Source organism: Gammaproteobacteria bacterium (assembly GCA_015709695.1).
GTDB lineage: Bacteria > Pseudomonadota > Gammaproteobacteria > Steroidobacterales.
In genome coordinates, this window is the sequence record CP054183.1 from 1,828,029 (window position 1) to 1,846,362 (window position 18,334).

Annotated in this window: 21 protein-coding genes; 9 read left to right on the forward strand and 12 right to left on the reverse strand. The window is 67.8% G+C overall.

Going from position 1 to position 18,334, the window contains the following annotated elements; genetic code table 11:
- Positions 1 to 52 precede the first annotated feature (52 nt).
- Positions 53 to 1,003: a WD40 repeat domain-containing protein gene (locus tag HRU81_08565; GenBank protein ID QOJ32144.1), complete on the forward strand. Its 951-nt coding sequence runs from the start codon at positions 53 to 55 to the stop codon at positions 1,001 to 1,003.
- On the opposite strand, the gene HRU81_08570 is transcribed toward HRU81_08565, so the two are convergent.
- The 10 genes from HRU81_08570 to HRU81_08615 form a co-directional block, all read right to left on the reverse strand.
- Complete coding sequence (locus HRU81_08570) at positions 1,004 to 1,498, reverse strand: N-acetyltransferase (protein ID QOJ33350.1); 495 nt, start codon at positions 1,496 to 1,498, stop codon at positions 1,004 to 1,006.
- Positions 1,499 to 1,549: 51 nt separating this feature from the next.
- Entirely contained in the window at positions 1,550 to 2,338 is a 789-nt protein-coding gene (locus HRU81_08575; protein QOJ32145.1) for an SDR family oxidoreductase, read from the reverse strand.
- Positions 2,339 to 2,462: 124 nt separating this feature from the next.
- Complete coding sequence (locus HRU81_08580) at positions 2,463 to 3,233, reverse strand: EAL domain-containing protein (protein QOJ32146.1); 771 nt, start codon at positions 3,231 to 3,233, stop codon at positions 2,463 to 2,465.
- Positions 3,214 to 4,365, reverse strand: coding sequence for an aromatic ring-hydroxylating dioxygenase subunit alpha (locus HRU81_08585; GenBank protein QOJ32147.1), 1,152 nt, complete (start codon positions 4,363 to 4,365; stop codon positions 3,214 to 3,216). Before HRU81_08585 ends, HRU81_08580 begins: the two co-directional genes overlap by 20 nt.
- A gap of 37 nt (positions 4,366 to 4,402) precedes the next feature.
- On the reverse strand, positions 4,403 to 5,599 hold the full coding sequence (locus HRU81_08590) for an MFS transporter (GenBank protein QOJ32148.1): 1,197 nt from the start codon (positions 5,597 to 5,599) through the stop codon (positions 4,403 to 4,405).
- A gap of 79 nt (positions 5,600 to 5,678) precedes the next feature.
- The gene (locus HRU81_08595; GenBank protein QOJ32149.1) at positions 5,679 to 6,596 is read right to left on the reverse strand and encodes a DUF4437 domain-containing protein; all 918 of its coding nucleotides are present in this window, start codon (positions 6,594 to 6,596) and stop codon (positions 5,679 to 5,681) included.
- 61 nt (positions 6,597 to 6,657) lie between these two features.
- Positions 6,658 to 7,617 (reverse strand): DUF4437 domain-containing protein, encoded by a 960-nt coding sequence (locus tag HRU81_08600; GenBank protein ID QOJ32150.1) that lies wholly within the window; start codon positions 7,615 to 7,617, stop codon positions 6,658 to 6,660.
- 10 nt (positions 7,618 to 7,627) lie between these two features.
- The gene (locus HRU81_08605) at positions 7,628 to 7,900 is read right to left on the reverse strand and encodes a hypothetical protein (GenBank protein QOJ32151.1); all 273 of its coding nucleotides are present in this window, start codon (positions 7,898 to 7,900) and stop codon (positions 7,628 to 7,630) included.
- Positions 7,901 to 7,935: 35 nt separating this feature from the next.
- Positions 7,936 to 8,877: a polysaccharide deacetylase family protein gene (locus tag HRU81_08610; protein QOJ32152.1), complete on the reverse strand. Its 942-nt coding sequence runs from the start codon at positions 8,875 to 8,877 to the stop codon at positions 7,936 to 7,938.
- A gap of 50 nt (positions 8,878 to 8,927) precedes the next feature.
- Positions 8,928 to 9,596, reverse strand: coding sequence for an isochorismatase family protein (locus HRU81_08615; GenBank protein ID QOJ32153.1), 669 nt, complete (start codon positions 9,594 to 9,596; stop codon positions 8,928 to 8,930).
- Positions 9,597 to 9,819: 223 nt separating this feature from the next.
- Between HRU81_08615 and HRU81_08620 the strand changes: the two genes are divergently transcribed.
- The 8 genes from HRU81_08620 (at position 9,820) to HRU81_08655 (ending at position 16,796) form a co-directional block, all read left to right on the forward strand.
- Entirely contained in the window at positions 9,820 to 10,413 is a 594-nt protein-coding gene (locus HRU81_08620; GenBank protein QOJ32154.1) for a hypothetical protein, read from the forward strand.
- Positions 10,414 to 10,557: 144 nt separating this feature from the next.
- Positions 10,558 to 12,744: a TonB-dependent receptor gene (locus tag HRU81_08625; protein ID QOJ32155.1), complete on the forward strand. Its 2,187-nt coding sequence runs from the start codon at positions 10,558 to 10,560 to the stop codon at positions 12,742 to 12,744.
- Between the two features lie 144 nt (positions 12,745 to 12,888).
- On the forward strand, positions 12,889 to 15,363 hold the full coding sequence (locus tag HRU81_08630; protein ID QOJ32156.1) for a heavy metal translocating P-type ATPase: 2,475 nt from the start codon (positions 12,889 to 12,891) through the stop codon (positions 15,361 to 15,363).
- Positions 15,360 to 15,524, forward strand: coding sequence for a cbb3-type cytochrome oxidase assembly protein CcoS (gene ccoS / locus HRU81_08635; protein ID QOJ32157.1), 165 nt, complete (start codon positions 15,360 to 15,362; stop codon positions 15,522 to 15,524). The genes HRU81_08630 and ccoS overlap by 4 nt, the downstream gene beginning before the upstream one ends.
- A 241-nt stretch (positions 15,525 to 15,765) precedes the next feature.
- A complete protein-coding gene (locus HRU81_08640) occupies positions 15,766 to 15,951 on the forward strand; it encodes a hypothetical protein (protein ID QOJ32158.1) in 186 nt (61 codons plus the stop codon).
- Positions 15,948 to 16,145, forward strand: a complete 198-nt coding sequence (locus tag HRU81_08645; GenBank protein ID QOJ32159.1) for a hypothetical protein — start codon at positions 15,948 to 15,950, stop codon at positions 16,143 to 16,145. Before HRU81_08640 ends, HRU81_08645 begins: the two co-directional genes overlap by 4 nt.
- An 11-nt stretch (positions 16,146 to 16,156) precedes the next feature.
- Entirely contained in the window at positions 16,157 to 16,390 is a 234-nt protein-coding gene (locus HRU81_08650) for a hypothetical protein (GenBank protein QOJ32160.1), read from the forward strand.
- Positions 16,374 to 16,796 carry a putative toxin-antitoxin system toxin component, PIN family gene (locus tag HRU81_08655; GenBank protein ID QOJ32161.1) on the forward strand — a complete coding sequence of 141 codons (423 nt, stop codon included), beginning with the start codon at positions 16,374 to 16,376 and terminating at the stop codon, positions 16,794 to 16,796. The genes HRU81_08650 and HRU81_08655 overlap by 17 nt, the downstream gene beginning before the upstream one ends.
- 74 nt (positions 16,797 to 16,870) lie before the next feature.
- Here the strand turns inward: HRU81_08655 and HRU81_08660 are convergent, their stop codons facing one another.
- Positions 16,871 to 17,455 (reverse strand): hypothetical protein, encoded by a 585-nt coding sequence (locus HRU81_08660; protein QOJ32162.1) that lies wholly within the window; start codon positions 17,453 to 17,455, stop codon positions 16,871 to 16,873.
- A 299-nt stretch (positions 17,456 to 17,754) separates the two neighbouring features.
- A complete protein-coding gene (locus HRU81_08665) occupies positions 17,755 to 18,330 on the reverse strand; it encodes a hypothetical protein (protein ID QOJ32163.1) in 576 nt (191 codons plus the stop codon).
- Positions 18,331 to 18,334 lie beyond the last annotated feature (4 nt).

Here is an 18,334-nt window from a genome sequence, read left to right on the forward strand (position 1 = left end):
GCCGGGCAACGGCAGCTAGAATGGCCAGCCTCGGTCACCGGAGAACAAGAACATGGCCAATGCCTCCACCATGAAGCCCTTTGCCAGGGGTGACATCTTCGCCGGCTCCACGCTGCTCAACCGCAAGGACGACGATCACGCCGGCGACGGGCGCATCATCCAGTACGACAGCAACCTGCGGGAGAAGGGCGTGCTCTGGACCGAGGGCACCACGCACCTCGTCGGCGGCCTCGCCTTCGCGCCGGACCGCACGCTGTGGGCCTTCGACAGCAACAGCTTCACGGTCATCCGCGTCAGCCCCGAGGGCAGGCAGCTGCCGCGGATCCGCTTCGCGGACCGCGCGTTCTCCAACATCAACTTCGCCGCCGATGGCACCATCTACCTGGGCGAGCACCTGGTCGGCAACACGGTGCGCCTGCGCCCCGGCAGCACGCTGGGCACGACGCTGCCGAAACTGCCGGGCACCGACCGCTTCGGCGATGGCCGCCTCTACCAGTTCACGCAGGACGGCAAGCTGCTCCGGGAATTCGCCACGCCCGTCCACGGCGGCATGCCGGGCTTCCTCGGCCTGACCGGCGCAGCGCTGCGCGCCGACGGCAAGACCATGCTCTACCTCTCGGAGCTCTCCGACAGCATCCGCGTCTACGACCTGGTCAACGACAGGCCGCTGCCGAACCTCGTCACCTATCCGCCGGAGAGCGGCACCATGGTGATCTCCATCATGTACACACCCGACGGGCGGCTGCTGCACGTCCGCGCCAAGGGCAGGGAAGGCTTCTTCCTCGACCAGCTCAGCGAGACCGGCGAGGTGATCCGCAGCTACACGCTGCCCGGTCCCGGCTGGGCGAACATGGGCAAGTCCATCGAGAAGGACACCATCCTCATCGGCAACTTCTTCACCGGCCAGCTCGGCAAGTTCAGCCTGGCGAGCGGCGAGATGCTGGCGACAGCGGAGACGGGCACGCAGCGCTCGCTGGCGGGGCTGGCGCAGTTCGCCGGCTGATCAGACCTCGTCGAACTCGGGCCGGTAGCTCACCTGGCCGCGCACGCCGGCCAGTGCGCCCGGGTGCAGCTCCGCCACCATGAAGGCGTCCTCGGGCACCACCCACTTGCAGCGGATGCCGCGTTCGGCGGCCGGACGGAAACCGAAGCGCCGGTAGAAGTCGGGGTGGCCGAGCACCACCACCGCATCGATGCCGCGTCCGGCACAGTCCGCCAGGCCCTGCTGCATCAGCAGCGTGCCGATGCCCTGCCCCTGCCAGAACGGCGCGATGGCCATCGGCCCCAGGCCCGCCAGGCGCTGCCTGCCGGCATGGGTGACCTCGCTGAACACCACGCAGCCGGCGAGCTCGCCATCGGCCTCCGCCAGCAGCACCACGGTGTCGGGCCAGGCCCGCAGGCGCCCGACCAGCACCGCCTCGGACTCGCGGCCGAATGCCTGTGTAACCAGCGCATGCAATGCCGGCGCGTCCGCTGCCTGCGCGGGGCGCAGCACGATCTCAGGCGCCGGCACGGCGCACCGCGGCTGGCCGGCAGCGACTGCAGGCCGCTACCAGGGCAGCTCCTTGCCGCTGTAGTCCCAGAAGCGGCCGGTGTTGTCGGCGGTGAGCTGGTCGCTGATGCGCATGAGGTCCTTCACCGCGTCCTCCTTCGGGCGCAGCATGGCCTTGGGCAGACTGGCGAGCATGTCCGTATCCACCATTCCAGGATTGATGTTGGCCACCAGCAAGCCCTTGCCCTTCTGCGACAGCGCGACGTTGCGCATCTCCATGTTCAATCCGGCCTTGCTCGTGCGGTAGAAGTAATTCCGCGGATGGGTCACGCTGCCGATCGATCCCTCGCTGCTCGAGATGTTGATCAGCTTCTTCTGCTGGCTCGCCAGCAGGTTGGGCAGGAAGGCCTCGGCGATCTTCAGCGGTGCGATGGTGTTGGTGCGCAGGATGCGCTCGAACATGTCCCAGTCGGAATGCTTGCCGAAGTTCTGGTCCTGCATCGAACCACTGATCCCGGCGTTGTTCACCAGCACGTCGATCGGCTTGCCCTGGTACTTCGCGGCCAGCGCATCGACCTGGGCGAAGTCGGTGACGTCGAGTGTCTCGATGACCACCCGCGGATTGGCCTCGGCCAGCGCCCTGAGGTCGGCAGCCTGCGCGGGGTGGCGCGCCGTGGCGATGACGTTCCAGCCCCGGGCCGCGGACTGGCGCGCGTACTCCAGGCCGATGCCGCGGTTGGCGCCGGTGATGAGGATGGTGGGTGCCGGGGCATCGGCGGCGCGGACGGCGCCGGTGACGAGCAGCAGGGCCCCGAGGATCGCGGCAAGGCGTTGCAAGGCGGTCATGTCGGTCTCCGGTTGGTTCAGGCGGTGGAAGTCCTGCCGTCATCCTAACCGCCGCGGGAGCGCCCGGTGCCGGCGGCGTCAACTTGCCGCAGGCCGGCCCGGCCGCATCAACCCGCCGGCCGGCTCAGCGCGAAGGCGGGCGCAGCAACGTTCCGGCGAAGCCCTGGTCGAGCAGGGCCTCCAGTTCCCGCGCCGGCACGGCCTTGCTCCAGAAATATCCCTGGCCCTGGTCGACACCGGCGGCGCGCAGGAAGAAAGCCTGCTCCCAGCTTTCCACGCCCTCGGCGACGGTGCGCAGTCGCAACGCCGCGGCCAGGCCGACGATGCCGCGGAGCATGCGCGCGGCGGCCCGGTTCTCGAGGATCGGCAGCAGCAGGCTGCGGTCGATCTTCAGCATGTCCAGGTCCAGGCCGACAAACTGCGACAGGCCGCTGTGGCCCGTGCCGAAATCATCCAGCGCCACGGCGATGCCCAGCGAGCGCGCGACGTCGATGCCGGTGCGGCCGATGTCGCTCAGCGCCTGACGCTCGGTCACCTCCACGACCAGCCGCGTGAGCCAGGGCTCCAGCCCGAGGTCCTGCACGATCTGGCCGATGCGCCCGGTGCCCAGTACTGACGGCGGGATGTTGACGCTGACGTAGAACTCGGGGCGGCGCTCGAACAGCGGCACGATGTCGCTGCGCACCGCCGAGAGCAGCCGCCGGATCAGCACGTACTGCGCCTCCGGCTCGCGCTCGAGTTCCTCCATGAGCCGGCCGGCGGACGCCGCGCCGCCGTCCGCCGACACCAGGCGGCTGAGGACCTCGAAACCGGCGACCCGCCCGGTGTTGAGGTCGACGACGGGCTGGTACCAGGCGGTGAGGCGCCGGATGCGGCTATCGTCGGCCGTGGTCATCGGCGGCTCCCGTACCGGCCACCGCGGCAGCCCCGAGCAGCGGCACCGGATCGAGCACCCAGCCCTTCTGCTCGCGACGCGCCGGGCTCGGGATGGCATAGGCCAGCTTGCCGCGGTTGCGGTTGACCTCGTCCATGTCGATGCGCCAGCCCCTGCGCTCCCACTCCTTCTGTGACTCGCGGTAGTAGAGGATGCACTTGTCGGAGTTCACCATGAACTCCCGGGTATTGGTGTCCGGCGTCAGCACCGGGTGCAGGTTCTCGATGATCGCCATGTCCTGCTTCGCCACGTACAGGTTGCGCTCCATGACGTAGGCGTCGCTCTTCTCCTCCAGCGCGAAGTTGCGCATGCAGACCAGGTAGAGATGCGTGCTCTCCTCGTCGATGGGCCTCTCGTAGAGGTACTGGTGGATCAGGTAATTGGGTGCCGGGTGGATGAACGTCCACACGTGGTTGGTGCCGAAGTAGCCGGTGCCGGCCTCGAGGCTGCCCTCGCCAGGGCGGTATTGCTTCAGCTCGCCCTGCAGCGGCGGCGCCTTGAAGGTGTGCCAGAAGCCCCTGCCCCAGGGCGGCGCCTCCTCGATGCGCATGTCGCCGACGCGGTACTCCTGCTCGCGTTCGCCGCTGAACCCATGGGTGTCGTGCACGTACTCGTTGTGCGCCGGATCGATGCCGTTCTCGACCGAGCGCTCGTAGTAGCCCCTGATGCCGAAATGCTGGAGCGTGGCGCGCCAGCCGGCCTGGTCCCACTCCCTCACCGCGAGGATGGGGGGACGTTCGTCCGCGGGCAGGTCACCGAGGAAGGCGAAGACGATGCCGTAGCGCTCGTCCACCGGGTACGCATCCACGCGCGTGCGGGCGGGGATGGCGGCATCGACGCCCAGCGAGGGTATGCGCTTGCAGCGGCCGTCGCCGGCGAACTGCCAGCCGTGGTACGGACACTGGATGTTGTCACCGACGATCTTGCCGCCAGCGAGTGCCCCGCCGCGATGCGTGCAGGTATTGGCGAGGCAGTGGGCCCGGCCCTGCGCATCGCGGAACACCACGAAATCCTGCGCCAGGGCACGCACCGCCATGGGCTTGTCGGTAAGCTCCCCCGACGTCGCCATGGGGTACCAGAAATTGATCAGCATGCTGTCCTCCTGTTGGCAGCCGCGGTGACCCGGCGTCTCATCCCGGCGACCGTATCCCGTCCCGACAACTGCGATTCGTGATGGTCACCAGCAGGGCAATGCACGGCATCATCACCAGCGCGCCGGCCAGCAGCGGGCTGTCCGCTCCCAGGCTGTTGAACATCGCGCCGGACAGCGCCGGCCCCACCGAGCGGCCGCCCCAGCTGGCCGACTGGTAGGTTCCCAGCACCAGCCCGCGTTCCCCGGCCCCGGCCAGCCTGGAGACGAAGCTCGACATCGAGGTGAGGAAGGTGCCGCCGCCACCGGCGGTCAGCGTGACGCCGAGCATCATCCATTCCCAGCGCGGTGCCTGTGTCATCACCAGCAGCCCCAGAGCGTAGCTGGTCAGACCGGCAATCGCGAGCCGGCCCTCGCCGAGGCGGGGTGCGAAGCGGCCGACGACGAATCCCTGCATCAGGCCCACCACCATGGCGAGATAGGTGAAGGTCAGGCCGACTTCGCGCGGCCCCCAGCCGAAGCGCGCCTTGGCCCAGAACGCGAAGATGGTCTCGAACATCGCCATGGCGACATACACCCCGAAGCCGAGAACGAGCAACCGGGCCATCAGCGGCCGGTGCAGCAGTTGCCTCAGTCCCACACCGGCCTCGCCGCTCGCGGCACCGCGGGCGGCAGGCTGTACCCGCTTCTCCGGCGGCAGGCTCTCGGGCAGCAGGAACAGCGTGGCGAGGGTCGCAGCGGCCGCGATGCCGAAGGCCGCCAGGCCCGGCATCAGCAGCGAAGCCGAGCCCGCGTCTTCTCCGCCGAGCAGGCCACCCAGGGCCGGGCCGATGACGAAGCCGAAGCTGGTCGCGGCACCGACCCAGCCCATGCCCTGGGCACGCTTCTCGGACGGTGTCACGTCGGCCACATAGGCCATGGCCGGAGCCAGCCCGCCCATGAGGCCGGTCAGGGCGCGCGCCGCCGCCAGCACCCAGACATTCGGCGCCAGGGCCATCAGCAGGTAGGCGAGTGCCACACCACCGTTGGTGATCACCAGGATGGGCTTGCGGCCGAAGCGGTCGGAGAGCCGTCCCCACAGGGTGGTGGCGAAGAACTGGCCCCAGGCGTAGAGCCCGAGGATGAAGGTCGCAAGGGCCGGGGAAGCGCCGAGGTTCTCCGCCACGAAGGGCATGCCCGGCAGCACCAGGCCGAAGCCGAGCCCGGAAAGGACGACGGTTGCCAGCAGTATCGGCATCGGCTCTCCCCCGCAAGGGCGGCCCCGACGGGCCGCGTGCTACCGCCGAAGGTGAGGCCGGGACCGGCGTGCCAGTTGCCTAGCGGTCGTGCAGGGCGCGGACATGGGCATCGTTGCTGTAGTCCGGCGCCTCGAAGTCCGCTGGACCATGGGGATGGTTGTGCCCGTCGGTCGCCTGCCAGCGGTAGAGCTGCGGCCGCTGGCGGTAGTGCCGGGCCGCGGCCCGGCGCAGGTTTTCCTGCGGGTTGGTCCAGGGGTTGAAGTGAAAGTAGTTGTGCAGCTGCGAATCGGTGCGGCCCAGCGCCAGCGTGCCGTAGGTGCAGCGGAAGGAGCCGTGGTTGATGTACGCGGGCCGCCAGAAGTAGCCGCCCGTCGGCAGCTCGCCGAACTGCATCATCCAGGACGTGCCCCAGATGTGGTAGGACTCCTCGGCGCAGTCGTGGTAGGAGATGTTGTCCTGCTCGAAGCGCGGCACCATGCAATAGAGGAAGGTGTACGCACCCGTCAGCGGATCCATGCGCAGCACCTTGCTGAGGCAGCCGGTGGCGACGCTGGGCTGCACGCGGCCACCCGCGAACCACGGCCGGTCCTCGTAGGCGTCGAGCGACACCAGTCCTTCGGCGAGCGCGCGCGGATGGTTCTCGGCGGATTCCTCGAAGTTCGGCTCGCTGTCGTTGAACATGACCAGCGCCTCGGCTCCCTGCGGCACGGACAGCGCCGGCAGGGCCACGCCGGCCGGGACGTAGGCGTAGTGGCCCTCCCCCCAGCGCTCGCGGCCGACGCGGATCTCGCCGTTGAGGACGAAGACCTCGAGGTCGGAGTAGGACAGACCGGGCTTGCGGCGATAGCCGCCGTTGAAGCGCACCTTCAGCGTGCAGGCGCCGGTGTCGGGATCCAGCGACAACACCTTGTACAGGCTGCCGCGGAATCCGGCGATGTCGAATTTCCGGTAGGGGTCGTCGAGCTCGACGTAGGGTTCGATATGCGGGCGTGCCACGCCTCGTCACTCCATGGGAAAACGGGCCCGGTCGCCTTGCGGCCGACCGGGCCGCGGAGCCTCAGAGGCGCTTGCTGCGCCTGCGGCCCGTGGAACCGCCCACCGGCTGGCCGTGCAGCAGCCGCACCTGGGCCTCGTCGCCGTAGTCGGGCGTCTCGAAGTCAGGCGGCCCGTGGGGATGGTTGTGGCCGTCGGAGACCGTCCACTGGAAGAGCTGCGGGCGCTTGCGGTACTGGAAGGCCGCGGCACGCAGCTTGTTCTCGTCGGGGTTGGTCCACGGGTTGTAGTGGAAATAGTTGAACAGCACTGTGTCCGTGCGGCCAAACGCAAGGGTGCCGTACTTGCAGCGGAAGGAGCCATGGTTGATGTAGGGCGGCCGCCAGAAGTAACCACCGGTCGGCAGGTCGCCGAACTGCATCATCCACGAGGTACCCCAGATGTGATAGGACTCCTCGGCGCAGTCGTGATACGAGATGTTGTCCTGCGCGTAGCGCGGCGTCATGCAGTAGAGGAAACTGATGGCCTCGGTGATCGGGTCGAAGTGCAGCAGCTTGATCATGCAGCCGGTGGCCACCGACGGCGCCACGATGCTGCCGGAACCCCAGGGCCGGTCCTCGTAGGAATTGACGGAAACGAATGCATCGCCCAGCACCAGCGGGTGATGGCGATCGGATTCCACGAAGGTCGGCTCGCTGTCGTTGTACATGACCAGGGCCTCGGCACCCTGGGAGACGCGGATGGCGCCCAGGGCCGTGCCCGCCGGCAGGAAGGCATAGTGGCCTTCACGCCAGGTCTCCTTGCCGACCTGCATGGAGCCGTTCAGCAGGAAGATCTCCATATCGGAGTAGCTCAGGCCCGGCTTGCGGCGGTAGCCGCCGTCGAAGCGCACCTTCAGCGTGCAGGCTCCGGTGTCGGTGTCCAGAGACAGTACCTTGTAGTGGCTGCCCTTGAAGCCGCCGAGGTCGAATGTCTTGTAGGGGTTGTCGAGTTCGACGTAGGGTTCGATATGCGGTCGTGCCACGGTACTGCTCCTAGAAAACCACCTGGTGCTTCTTCATGCCCTTGGGCTTCTTCGGGATTTCGCCGGGCTTGATGATCCGCCGCGTGTCGCCGGTGACGTTGAAGCCGCGTGTCTGGATGACCTGCAGGAATCCGGCCACCCACTTTTCGCGCTCGGGGCCCAGCTCATCCTGCTCCTTGACGATGGCCGCGTAGCGCTTCTTCTGCTCCGCGACGTTCTCCTTCATCCAGGCCTTCGCGTCCGCCTTGCGCGCCGGCTTCAGGTCCTGCACTCGTTTAGCCATGGCTCATCCTCGATTCAGTGGACTTGGCAATGATCTCACGTCCGGGGCGCCTGCAGGTAGTTCTTCCGGTACCAGTCGTTGACGTCATCACCCGTGGCAAACCACACATGGTCATGGCTGGCGATGTGGGCAAAGGCGCGCTTCAGGTGCTTGAACTTGTTTGGCTGGCCGACCCAGAAGGTATGCAGGCAGATGGGCATGCATCGGGCGTTGTCCGCACCCTCATCGTAGAGCACGTCGAACTGGTCGACGATGGCGTCGCCGAACGCCGCGGAACTGACGCCGACGTTCTGGAACGCCGGGATATCGTTCAGCTCCACCGTGTAGGGCACGGAGATCAGGCTGCCTCGCGGCACATTCAGCGGGAACGGGTGGTCATCGGCCGTGTAGTCGCAGAGGTATTCGACGCCGAGCTCGGCGAGGATCCGCGGCGTGTTGTTGGTGTGGGTCAGGAACGGCGACAGCCAGCCCCTGGTCTTGCGGCCGATGCGCTTTTCCATCGCGCTCAGCACGCCGCCGATGATCGCGCGCTCCTTCTTCTCGTCGATCCCCGAGAGAAAATTGGCCGGCGCGTTGTTGATGCCGTGGCCGATGAAGGCCCAGTTGCGCCGGATGGCCTCGTCCATGATCCGCGGGTACTCGCGGATGATCTCGGAATTCAGGCATACCGTGCCGCGCATGCCGAGGCGGTCCATCAGCTCCATCATGCGCCACAGGCCGACGCGGTTGCCGTAGTCGCGCCAGCCGTAGTTCAGCGGGTCCGGATTGAAGCGCTGGGTGCCCGGGATGATGGCGGTGCCCGGGATGTCGTGGGGGAAGTGCTCGATATTGATGTAGGGGATGACCGCGACCCGTGCGCCCTTCGGCATCCTGAGCTTCGGCCGGTCGATGATCGGCACGTAGTCGTAGTGCGGGCTCTGGGTCAGGTCGTCGCGGCGCTTTCCGCCAGTCACCCTGTTCACGGGCTTCTTCGCCATGCCTCTACCTCCCGGTGATACTGGATCGTGGTTACGGGTCCGCCGCGACATCAACGCAGCGACTTCAGATACCTGATGGCCTCCGCCTTGCTGACGACATCACCGTACTTCGCGTTGATATCGAAAAGATTGGCATTGTGCGGATCCTCGTGGCGATCGCCCACGCACTCCTCCACCACGATCGGCCGGAATCCGTGCTGGACCGCATCGACCGCCGAGGCGCGGATGCATCCCGACGTGGTGCAGCCGGCAATGATCAGCGTGTCCACGCCCATGGCCGTCAGGGTCGCGGCCAGCGAGGTGCCGAAGAAGCAGCTGGCGTAGTTCTTGACGATCACCGTCTCGCCCCTGGGCGGCTTCACCTGCGGGCAGAACTCGGCGTACTTGCTGCCAGGAACGAGCGACTTGAGCACCGGCGCCTTGCGGATCCAGACGCCGCCGTCCTCGAAGGTCTTCGGGTTGTAGAGCACCCGGGTGTGGATCACCGGCACCTTCTTCTTGCGCGCCCATTTCAGCAGCTCGGGCACTTCCTTCACGCACTTGACGACACCCGGCGCGTACAGCGGCGCACCCGGCAGCGTGTAGCCCTGGAGCAGGTCGATGACGATCACCGCCGCCTTCCTGCCGAAGCCGATGCGGTTTCCCCAGACTCCGGCGTAGTTCTGCCTGGCGGTGACGCCGGATGCATTCTTGCTGGTGGCTGCCTTCTTTCTGGCCATGCTCGTTCCCCGGGATGACTGGGGCACCTGCCGCCGCCCGGCAGGTGCCGGACACGCTGCGCAGCGGATGTGGTGCTCGTGGATATCCTCCGCATCCTTCCACGGACGGCATGTGGCTGCAAGCCGGCAACGGCCTGCCTGACCACTGCGTGGCTGGAAGGCCGGATGGTCTGGCTGCGGGTCGCCGGTCTCGCAGATCATGGCCGGGACGAGGAGGTGTCCCATGGCCCAGACCCAGACCAGGCCCGCCATCCATGCCACGGCGGGGGCGCGCGGCGAGGCGGACAGATACAAGACCCTGAGCGGCTTCGAGGGCCGCGAGGAGGAGCTCGGCCGCTCGTTGTCCGTGCTGCTGAAAGTCCTGCACAACGATGCCGGCTACGCCCACGAGATGAACGATCCGCTGGTGAAGGCGCACCTGCTGGCCATCCAGTTCGCGAAGAACCGGGGTGAGCTCGCCGAATACGTTGCCCACGACATCAGGACCATGGAGCCGGTCACGCTGCGCATGAAGGGGATCATCGAGAAGACGGGCATCCGCGAGATTGCGCTGGTCGCGCTCTTCGACCGCACCGCCTGCCACTATGGCCTGGCGCTGACCTCCGGTGGCGACGGGCGCCAGCGCAGCTGGAAGGAACCCTTCGGCCATGTCCTGGAGCAGTGCCGGAAGATCGGCCAGTTCGACCTCACCGTCCAGGAGATCCACGACCAGTGGACCCGTCCGCGGCTGCAGGGCTACGCGCGGACCATGGGCGTGGAGCTCGACGTCTCGCCGATCGCTGCGGACGGCACCATCACCGTCGGGCTCGTCGACTGACTGGTCCGGCTGCTGCCCGGCCCTGCAACATTTGCTACCATCCCGGCGCCGGCCAGCGCGGAGGGATTGTGGTATTTCTGCCATGCCCGGCTTCGGCCGCGCAGTTGCATGTCGCGGCTTTGTCCAATTCAGGGGGATGAACCAATGAAGATCCGCAGTCAGGTCACCGTGCTGGCAGCAGTGATGGTGGCCGCAGCCGGCACCGGCCCGGCGTTCGCCGTCGACGAAATCGTCGTCACCGCGCAGCGTCGCGCCGAGAACCTGCAGGAGGTGCCGCTGGCGGTGAGCGCCTTCGACAGCGGTACCATCGACCGGCTGCAGATCAATACCGTGAAGGACATCGGCCAGAATGTGCCCAACCTGCAGACCTACACCGTGACCGCGGGCTCGCAGTCCATGCAGGTGTTCAGCCGCGGCGCCAGCGTGCAGAACCCGGCGTTCAACACCGCGGAGTCCCCGGTCGGCATCTACATCGACGATGTCTACTTCGGGCGGCTGGGCAGCGCCAACCTCGACCTGACCGACCTCGAGCGCATCGAGGTGCTGCGCGGCCCGCAGGGCACCCTCTACGGCAGGAACACCATTGCCGGCGCCATCAAGCTCGTCAGCCGCACACCCGGTGACGAGACCTGGCTCAATGCCTCGGCCGGCTACGGCAACTACGACACCCTGAAGCTGACCGGGTCGGTGGGCGGGCCCATCGAGGACGGCGCGCTGGCCGGCTCCATCTCCGCGGTGTACGAGGATCGCGGCCGCGGCTGGCAGGACAACCCCGTGACCGGCAACGAGCCGGGCGAGCACGAGAACTTCGTGGTCCGCGGCAAGCTGCACTGGTACGGCACCGAGGGGCTCGACATCGTCGTCAGCGCCTGGGGCGCCAACCTCGAGAACGACGGCTACAACGGCGTGCCCTGGGACACGGCGCCGGCGGCCGCGCCCTCGGGCGAGGACAGCGGTGGCCCGCTGGGCGGCCATTTCTACGACACCCTGGTCGCCAGGGACAGCGTCAACTACGGCAACAGCGACCAGGCCGGTGGCTCGATCAACCTGTCCTACGACTTCGGTGGCGTGACGCTGCGCTCCATCACCGGCCTCACCAGCACCGATGACCAGTTCGGCTTCGACCTGGCCGGCGGCGGCACCGGCAGCTTCCCGCTGCCCTCGCCGGGCCTCGAGACCGGCAACAATGGCCTGCTGATCGCCTCCGACGCCAGCATGAACAGCTGGAGCGAGGAGCTGCAGCTGCTCGGCTCGGCCTTCGACAGGCGCCTCGACTGGCTGGTCGGGCTCTTCTACCTCAACGAGGATGGCCAGCAGAAATACTCCGGCCACTGGACCGTGGCCGGGCCGTTCGCCATCAGCGACTTCACCGAAGCCTCGCAGTCCGACACCGACAGCTATGCCGCCTTTGCCGAGGGCACCTGGCATTTCACGGACCGCTTCTCCGTCGTCGCCGGCGTGCGCTACACCGACAGTGAGAAGGACCTCGACAGCGTCTGCACGGGTACGAGCTGCGTGGCGGCGCCGGATGGCTCCAATGCGGTACACCTGGACGATTCCTTCGACGAAACCACGTTCAAGCTCGGCGCCAATTACCAGCTGAACGACACCACCCTGCTCTACCTGACCTTCGCCCAGGGCTTCCAGGCCGGTGGCTACCAGACCCTGTGCCTGGGCAACATGAGCTGCGCCGGCGTGGTGTACGACTCCGAGACCGTCGATTCCTACGAAGCAGGCGTCAAGACCGAGCTGTTCGACCGCAAGCTGCGCCTCAATGCGGCCGGTTTCTACGCCATGTACGACGACATCCAGCAGACCGAGCAGCGCTTCGGCGCCTTCCCGCAGGCCAACGTCGGCGACATCGACGTCTACGGCATCGAGCTGGAAGCCAACTGGACGCCGAGCGATGCGCTGAGCATCTTCGGCCACCTGGGCTGGCAGGAAAGCGGCGATTACGACCACCTGGCACCGGCCGCGCAGGCGAAGAAGAACTACGACCTGCCGTCCAACCCCAAGCTGCAGGGCAAGGTCGGCTTCGTCTACACCATGGGCGTCTCCGACCTGGTGGAGTTCTTCTACGGCGCCGACATCTTCTACAGCGACGACTACTACACGACGGCGGACAACTCGCTGAAGATCGACAGCTACGCTCGGCTGAACGGCCAGGTCGGCATCGGCGCCCCCGACCAGCACTGGCAGGTCGTGCTGACGGGCCGCAACATCACCGACGAGGAAGACATGGTGTCGGGCATCTATGTCCCGGGCTTCACCAACATCCGCACGCCGCTGCCGCCGTCGGAGTTCATGCTGACCTTCAAGTACAGGTACTGACCGCCGCGAGGCAGCAGCAGCCAACGGAACAGGGGCGCCACGGCGCCCCTTTTCCTTTCGCGTAGAATTTGCCGCTCCGACCGGCAGCAGGCTCCATGATCCCCACCCTCATCCAGCAGCCCCGCGCCCGGCGCCCCTGATGCCATGACCGGCGCCAGCCACTGCTTCCATTGCGGCGCGGCCCTGCGCGAGGCGCCCGTGCACCGGCTGGTGGTCGACGGCCGGCAGGTGGCACTGTGCGGCCCGGCCTGCCACGAGATCGCGAGCCGCATCGTCGAAGACGGTCTCGAGGGCTTCTACCGCTTCCGCAGCGGCCCGGTGCCGCCCAGTGGCGCAGCAGCCGAGGCGACGCGCTGGGCCACCTATGACCGGCCGGTCCTGCAGCGCGAATTCGTGGTGGATCGCGCCGACGGCAGCCGCGAGGCACAGCTGCTGGTGCAGGGCGTGCGCTGTGCCGCCTGCTCATGGCTGATCGAGCGCGCCATGACCGGCGTGCCGGGCGTGCGCGGCATCAGTGTCGATCCGCTGACGACGCGCACCCGCCTGGCCTGGGATCCGGCCAGGACGACGCTGTCGACGCTGCTGGCACGCATCGCGGCGCTCGGCTACGACCCCTGCCCCTTCACCGACGACGAGGGCGACCGGGCCGCGGCGCAGGAACGCAACCAGGCGCTGCGGCAGCTGGTCGTCGCCGGCTTCGGCATGTCGGCGGTGATGAGCTATGCCACCGCCATCTACCTTGGCGCCACCCAGGGCATGGACGCGCAGACCGCGCACTTCCTGCGCCTGGTCAGCCTGCTGGTGGCGACACCGGTGGTGTTCTACTCCGCCACGCCGTTCTTCGCCGGCGCCTGGCGCGGGCTGCGCAACCTGCACCCGGGCATGGACCTGCCGGTGGCACTGGCCATCGCCGCCAGCTACGCCGCCAGCGTCTGGAACACGTTCGCCAACGAGGGCGAGGTCTATTTCGACTCCGCAGTGATGTTCGTGTTTTTTCTCTCCGCCGCCCGCTTCCTGGAAATGGCCGGGCGCCACCGCGCCTCGAGCCTGACCGGTGCCCTGGCACGCCACCTGCCGCGGGTGGCGACACGCCTCGTGGCAGGCCGGGGCGAGGCCGTTGCCGTGGCCGAGCTCGAACCCGGGGACCTGGTGCTGGTGCAGCCCGGGCAGGCCTTCCCGGTGGACGGCCTGCTCGAAAGCGACGGCGCGCGCGTGGACGAATCCCTGCTCACCGGTGAATCCCGCCCGCTGCGGCGCGAGCGCGGCGAGCGCATCATCGCCGGCAGCATCAACCTGCTCGCCGCGGCCACCGTGCGCGTGGAACGCACCGGCGCCGGGACCGTGCTCGCGCAGATCAGCCAGCTGATCACCTCGGCGCGCGCCGAGCGGCCGCGGCTGGTGCAGCTCGCCGACCGTGTCGGCGCCTGGTTCGTGACGGCGGTGCTGGTGCTCGCGGCGCTGGTGGGCGTGGCCTGGTGGGCCATCGAGCCGGACCGGGCCTTCGAGGTGGTGCTGTCAGTGCTGGTGGTCACCTGCCCCTGCGCGCTGGCGCTGGCGACGCCGGCCGCCTTCACCGTGGGCATGAGCGCGCTGGCACGCCAGGGCGTGCTGCTGCGCCGGGCCGGAGCGCTGGAGGTGCTGGGCCGGGTCACCGACATGGTGTTCGACAAGACCGGCACGCTCACCGAGCATGCCACCGGCATCCAGCACATCGAGGCGCTGGACGGCGGCGACCCGCAGCAGGCGCTGGCGGCGGCCGCGGCGCTGGAGTCCCGCTCGGAGCACCCGCTGGCGCGCGCCTTCCCGAAGCCCGCGGGAACACCCGATGTCGCCGGGGTGCGTGCCGTGCCCGGCCGCGGCATCGAAGGCCGGGTGGACGGCGAGCCGCTGCGCCTCGGCTCGCGCGAGTTCGCCCTCGGTCTTGCTGCACAGGCCACGGCTGCTGCCGGCAACGAGCCGGAACAGGAGCTGCAGTCCGTCTACCTCGGCGACGCCCGCGGCCTGCGGGCGCGCTTCGACATCGCCGAGCAGCTGCGGCCCGGGACGGCCGAGGCGCTGCAGGCCCTGGCCCGCGAGTCGGTGACGGTGGCCATCGCCAGCGGCGACCAGCCGGGCCCGGTGCGCGCCGTGGCACGCCGTCTCGGCATCGGGCGCTACACCGCGCAGCTGCAGCCCCAGGACAAGCTCGCCCTGGTGCGCGGCCTGCAGCAGCAGGGCCGCACCGTCGCCATGGTGGGCGATGGCATCAACGATTCCCCGGTGCTGGCCGGCGCGGACGTCTCCATCGCCATCGGCAGCGGCACCTCGCTGGCGCAGCACGCCGCCGACTGCGTGCTGGTCGGTGCCGGCATCGGCGCGCTGCCGCGGGCCGTGGCGCTGGCGCGGCGCACCCTGCGCATCGTGCGCCAGAACCTCGCCTGGGCGCTGGCCTACAACGCCATCGCCGTGCCGCTCGCCGCGCTGGGCCTGCTGGCGCCGTGGGTGGCGGCGATCGGCATGTCGGCGAGCTCGCTGCTGGTCACCTTCAATGCGCTGCGGCTCGGCCGGCTGCCCGCCGCGCCGGCAGCCGCCGCGGCTGAGGCTGCGCCCGGCACCAGCACCGACGGAGTCGCCGCGTGAACAGCCTCTACCTGCTGATTCCCCTCGGCCTCATGCTGCTGGTCGCCGCGGTCGCCGCCTTCTTCTGGGCAGTGCGCAACGGGCAGTTCGACGACCTGGAGACGCCAGCCTGGCGTATCCCGATGGATGATGACGGGCGGCCGCCTAAACGAGGGGAATAGTTGCCTGCGCGACAGGCAATCCGGGCCTGTCGACTCCATTGCCCTTCGGGGTCGCCACACAACCACCAATGCCCTGCTCGGCCAGATCGGCGCCGACGAGCGCCGCCCGTTAGCCTTGAGCCTGTGCCTGGAGCGGCGTCTGGAGCAGATCGAGCGCCTGAGCCCCCAAGCCCAGGCAGCAGCACGTCCTGGAGATGCTTGACGGCACGCTCGCCCGGGCCGCACGATAATCGAAGCCACCATGCACGCCCACTCTGCCAAGCAAGACGCCATCCACGCCATCGAGCGGCTCCCCGACGACGTGCCCCTCGATGAGATCGTCCACCGGCTCTACGTCATGGGGAAGATTCAGCAGGGCCTGAAGAACATCGACGCCGGCCGCACCGTCAGCGCCGACGAGCTCGCCCGCGAGATCGAAGCCTGGTGAGGATGCTCGATAAGGCGATTGATACCCGCATGCAGCGCCGCCTGCAGCAGATCTCCAGTCTGCCGCCGGAGGAGCGCCACCAGATCCTGCAGCTCGTCGATGCGTTCATCGAGCGCGGGCAACTCAAGCGCCGCGCCACCCAGGGCGAGCGCACGAACGAACGACTCGGTGAACGCGCCGCAGCGCGCGCCTGAAGGAGACCGCCATGACCAACATCACTGTCCGGCTGCCCGACGATCTCGCCCGCCAGGCCCAGTCCGCCGGACTGCTTCGCGATGAGGCGATCGCCGCGCTGCTGCGCGATGCGATGCGCAAGCGCCAGGTCGACCAGCTCTTCGACACCATGGGCAAGCTCGCCACGCTCGAACCTGCCCTGACCGAGGCCGAGATCGACGCCGAGATCGCCGCCGCCCGCGCCGACCGTGCGCGTCGTCGCTGACACCAACACCGTCGTCTCGGCGTTCCTCTGGGGTGGATTACCCGCCGAGGTCCTCGTCACCGCGCGTGAAGGGCGCATCACGCTGCTCACCAGCGCCGCGCTGCTTGCCGAGCTCGAGGACGTACTCGCGCGTGAGAAGTTCGCTGCCCGCATCGCCCAGGTCGGCAGCTCCGCGGCGCAGATGATCGCCGGCTACCGCGCATTGGCCACGCCCGTGCGGCCCGCCGTGATCGATCCCACCGCGCACGACCCTGACGATGATCACGTCCTCGCCTGCGCCCTCGGCGCACAGGCCGCCCTCATCGTTACCCGCGACCGCGATCTGCTCACCCTCGGCACGTTCCGCGACATCCGCATCCTCGCCGCCCGCGAGACGCTCGACCTCATCGCCACCGCCGCACGCTGAGCCGCCCCTGGGGCCATTTGGGCCACAACGCTTAGCCGATGGCTATCCTGCATCGCTCAACCAACGGCGCACACCTACAACCCGGCGCGCTCCTTGGCGAGCGCCAGCTTCTTTAGTTCCGCGGGAGTAAGGCGCGCGAGGATTCTCTCGTAGAGGTCAGCGGCTTGGCGATAGTCGCCGCTGCGGAAGGCAGCCTCGGCCTTCGGGCGCATCTGCCCGGCAAGCACATCCAATGCGTACCCTTCCGCCCACGATTTCCGCTGTTGATCGAGAGCCGCAAAGAAAACCGGATCGCCGCTCAGTGCCCGTTCGCCGTACTGCTTCACCAACCCTTCCAGCTGCGCAAGGCCCTCCTGGATCCCCTGCGCGGTGGTCGACTGAAAGTTCCGGTACTTCGCCGCCGCCTCTGGGTCCGCGATCCGGATCAGCTCCTCGATTGAGTAGCGAGTCCCCGACCGGGTGATTTCGAAGCCGATCTCGAACGACTGCCGGCCATGGTAGATAGCGACTTCGAGATCACCACTTGCGTAGCGCACAAGGGTCGGTAACGACTCCACTTCACTGAACCCCAACCCGCCGAGGAAAGCAAAGTGCTTGCTCACGGCATCGGCGAAGTTTAGTCGCGTTCTCTCACGCCCGACCTGATTGCTCGCGCTCATGTTCATGGCACCGGCGGCATCCAGTAGCCTGAATTCGAGTCGAAGGTCCAGCCTCGATCCCTGAGTAGATTCCGCTCCGCGTTCAGGAACACGCCACCGCTGTCGCCGGGCGAGGCATCTCGAATCGGCTGCCCTCGTCGCATTTCCTCTCGTAGAACACCGGAGTTTCGTTTCCAGTTAGCTTGCGGGCTGCCAAGGTCACCCTTCAGGCGATCCAACAGTGATCGCTCGCCCTTCGCCAGATTCCCAAGGTCCTTGGTGCGACCAATAACGGTCGTTGTTCCCCTTGCGGCAACAAACTACGCCGGCTCGACGCGGAACTCGACTTCTCCTCCAGAGAACTGCTTCAAGACCTTCGCGGAGCCAGGGACGGCAGCGCCGACTTGGATGTCGTTCCAGCGCTTTTGACCTCCACCGGATAGCGGTTGCACGACGACGTGACTACTGTCCGAGCGGCGCTTCAGATCGCTTCTGAGCCGTCTGAAGAGGGCACCCAAGGCGGCGTAGCGCGAGTCGTCACCGTAGTCGGACTCCCGCATGATCGCGAGGCGTCCCTGAAGTAGCGTACGGCCATCTTTCGCGAGCAGGCTTGGAACCAATTGCACGGCGTACGTGCGCCGTAAGTCCAGTTCGCGTCGATCACCCGCAACTCGCCAATGAGGCTCTGGGCACAGCCGCGGGTCGCCCAAGAAGAGCTGAACCGAGTCATCAGCCCCCGTAAACCAAGACGACTGCAGTGCCGCAGGCTTGACCAGATCTGCGTTGCGGCCGACTTGCCAGATAACAAGCCACAATCCGAGTTCCGCGCAGACGTGCTTGACCCAAGCAGCCAACTCATCGGGCATCCAGAAGAACTCTTGATTTAGCTTGCTCATCGGC

What these genes read in the sequence shown, in the direction of transcription:
- HRU81_08565 (QOJ32144.1), top strand. Translation starts at nt 53, where the DNA reads ATGGCCAATGCCTCCACCATGAAGCCCTTTGCCAGGGGTGACATCTTC.
- HRU81_08575 (QOJ32145.1), bottom strand. Translation starts at nt 2,338, where the DNA reads ATGACCGCCTTGCAACGCCTTGCCGCGATCCTCGGGGCCCTGCTGCTC.
- HRU81_08580 (QOJ32146.1), bottom strand. Translation starts at nt 3,233, where the DNA reads ATGACCACGGCCGACGATAGCCGCATCCGGCGCCTCACCGCCTGGTAC.
- HRU81_08585 (QOJ32147.1), bottom strand. Translation starts at nt 4,365, where the DNA reads ATGCTGATCAATTTCTGGTACCCCATGGCGACGTCGGGGGAGCTTACC.
- HRU81_08590 (QOJ32148.1), bottom strand. Translation starts at nt 5,599, where the DNA reads ATGCCGATACTGCTGGCAACCGTCGTCCTTTCCGGGCTCGGCTTCGGC.
- HRU81_08605 (QOJ32151.1), bottom strand. Translation starts at nt 7,900, where the DNA reads ATGGCTAAACGAGTGCAGGACCTGAAGCCGGCGCGCAAGGCGGACGCG.
- HRU81_08610 (QOJ32152.1), bottom strand. Translation starts at nt 8,877, where the DNA reads ATGGCGAAGAAGCCCGTGAACAGGGTGACTGGCGGAAAGCGCCGCGAC.
- HRU81_08615 (QOJ32153.1), bottom strand. Translation starts at nt 9,596, where the DNA reads ATGGCCAGAAAGAAGGCAGCCACCAGCAAGAATGCATCCGGCGTCACC.
- HRU81_08620 (QOJ32154.1), top strand. Translation starts at nt 9,820, where the DNA reads ATGGCCCAGACCCAGACCAGGCCCGCCATCCATGCCACGGCGGGGGCG.
- HRU81_08625 (QOJ32155.1), top strand. Translation starts at nt 10,558, where the DNA reads ATGAAGATCCGCAGTCAGGTCACCGTGCTGGCAGCAGTGATGGTGGCC.
- HRU81_08630 (QOJ32156.1), top strand. Translation starts at nt 12,889, where the DNA reads ATGACCGGCGCCAGCCACTGCTTCCATTGCGGCGCGGCCCTGCGCGAG.
- HRU81_08640 (QOJ32158.1), top strand. Translation starts at nt 15,766, where the DNA reads ATGCACGCCCACTCTGCCAAGCAAGACGCCATCCACGCCATCGAGCGG.
- HRU81_08650 (QOJ32160.1), top strand. Translation starts at nt 16,157, where the DNA reads ATGACCAACATCACTGTCCGGCTGCCCGACGATCTCGCCCGCCAGGCC.
- HRU81_08660 (QOJ32162.1), bottom strand. Translation starts at nt 17,455, where the DNA reads ATGAGCGCGAGCAATCAGGTCGGGCGTGAGAGAACGCGACTAAACTTC.
- HRU81_08665 (QOJ32163.1), bottom strand. Translation starts at nt 18,330, where the DNA reads ATGAGCAAGCTAAATCAAGAGTTCTTCTGGATGCCCGATGAGTTGGCT.